The organism is Catenovulum sp. 2E275, from assembly GCF_025515275.1.
Taxonomy (GTDB): Bacteria; Pseudomonadota; Gammaproteobacteria; order Enterobacterales; family Alteromonadaceae; genus Catenovulum.
In genome coordinates this window covers 1-1893 of record NZ_JAOPFU010000097.1, presented here as the reverse complement: position 1 = coordinate 1893, position 1893 = coordinate 1, and the positions used below count along the sequence as shown (strand labels likewise).

Below are 1893 nucleotides of genomic sequence, written 5' to 3'. Positions count from 1 at the left end.
ATGATAATTTCTGCATCATTTAAAAGCCCGTAATCTTCTGCCTCTGTGCCAAGCAGCTCTTTGGGATAGCTGACTAAAATCTGCTTATAGCTCTCAGGTAATTTAATACCGGTTTTCTCTTCTATAGATGCAATTTCTTCGCTATTCATGAATTACTCAATGAAACATAACGCCCAATTATGGGGCTGATAAATTGTTTGTTAGGTACACTTTACCACCTTGTTTTTGAATATGAAAAACAAAGCAATTAAAAATGCGGCAATAACGCCCCCGTAATAAAATTCTTGAAATGGAGCGTAAACAAGCGCATCAATTAGGCTACCAAAGCGGAGAGTTTCGGCACTTCCCAGAAATAAAAACAACATTAACAATATTAAGCTGTGAGTTTTTGTTCGAGGCCCCAATAAATAGCCGCAAGCCACAAATAAGAAACCGGTCAGCAAGTCAGGCCAATGCCCACAAATAAAAGCATTGTTTCCATCCGAACAAGCATCAAAAGCAGGGCTAGGGAAAAGCCACAAGCAGAAAAATGCTACCGAAATAGCACCGATGCTCCTACCAATTTTCAACATTCTTCCTTGACTTACCATGTGTACCTAACGCCGCAATAAGTGGCGCACAAAAGCTTGGCTATAATTAGCGAGGAACGAGCGCAAGCCAAGCTTTTTGCGTCCACCCTTAATTGCATTGTTAGGTTTTTTTACTCTGCAAGTCAACATTACAAGTAGCAATGTTTAACTTTGCGTTTTCAATAGGCATAACATAGTGTTTTTTACCATTATCATCTTTAGTTGAATACCCTCCAGGTTGTTGCTCAACTCGTCCTTTGTTTCCACCGCCATGCGTTTTTTGTTGAGAGTTACAATTGGGACATAAAAACTGTAAATTTTTTGGATTGTTGTCACCATTTACACCATTAATATGGTCCAAAATCACGTTAAGAGGCTCACCATTCCAAACTAGCTCATTTAAATGGTAAAAACATTTAGGATTGTCACACCGCACTGGAATAGCTGGACTTTGGGTGTTACGCCATTCAATGTAATAACGCCTAATTGTTTTTTGAGATTTTCTCCCAGGCGAATATTTGAGAACATCTTCGATAGCTAACTTTCTACCCATATCTAACGAAAACCTAACGAGACTGTAGAATTACTCCAGTCTGTAAAAATAAAATTAAATTATGCACTCCTACGTAAAATTTAGCTAACCTTGAGATGAAAAGTTAACTAGATTTCCCGTAGACACGCCATTTTTGGCGCATAAAACGTTAGTTAATTACCCAAAATGCCTAGTATGAGTAATTCTACAGTCTCAACGCCCGGTTATGGGGCGGAAAATGCTTGGCTAAAATTAGCGAAGAATGAGCGCAAGCCAAGCTTTTTGCGTCCCATCATAAACCGCTTGTTAGGTGCCGCGAATACGCTCAAAAATATAAACACTAACACCAAAAGCAGCAATTAAAATTGCAGATAAAGGCCAATACATAGACCACTGCAAAGGCAACCCAGACGGATCAGGTGGCAATAACCAAAAGCTTGAGATTACTATTAACGATAGAACACAAGCGACATAACCACTATGTTGCACAAGCGCTGATGGTTTAGCCCAATGTATAAAAACAAGCCATATCCCAAACGGCGCGGTATAGAATAACCAACCCCAAAATAGCATATAGAAAACTGACGCTAGATCAGCATCTTTAGCAAAAAATGCAATGCATGTTATTACAATGGTAAACAATGTCGGTATTAATAAATAATATTTCGATGTATTCACCGAATAGGCACCTAACAGCTTAATCATCAGAAGTGTGTATAGAACTTTTCAACATTGAGTCTAACAACACCATTCCAATAAGCTTTAAATTAATAATTTCATAAACTTAAGCCT

The 1893-nt window shown here is 38.4% G+C and carries 3 protein-coding genes; all 3 read right to left on the bottom strand.

The annotated features are described in order from the left end of the window. Positions 1–200: 200 nt before the first annotated feature. The 3 genes from N7931_RS19170 to N7931_RS19160 all read right to left on the bottom strand — a co-directional run bounded on the left by N7931_RS19170 (position 201) and on the right by N7931_RS19160 (position 1779). The gene (locus tag N7931_RS19170; RefSeq protein ID WP_262795947.1) at positions 201–572 is read right to left on the bottom strand and encodes a hypothetical protein; all 372 of its coding nucleotides are present in this window, start codon (positions 570–572) and stop codon (positions 201–203) included. Between the two features lie 118 nt (positions 573–690). Then, on the bottom strand, positions 691–1122 hold the full coding sequence (locus N7931_RS19165) for an HNH endonuclease (RefSeq protein ID WP_262795946.1): 432 nt from the start codon (positions 1120–1122) through the stop codon (positions 691–693). A gap of 285 nt (positions 1123–1407) precedes the next feature. Further along, complete coding sequence (locus tag N7931_RS19160) at positions 1408–1779, bottom strand: hypothetical protein (protein WP_262795945.1); 372 nt, start codon at positions 1777–1779, stop codon at positions 1408–1410. Positions 1780–1893 lie beyond the last annotated feature (114 nt).

Bases quoted from the DNA above. Each gene is read 5' to 3' on its own strand.
- N7931_RS19170 (WP_262795947.1), bottom strand. From the start codon at position 572: ATGTTGAAAATTGGTAGGAGCATCGGTGCTATTTCGGTAGCATTTTTC.
- N7931_RS19165 (WP_262795946.1), bottom strand. From the start codon at position 1,122: ATGGGTAGAAAGTTAGCTATCGAAGATGTTCTCAAATATTCGCCTGGG.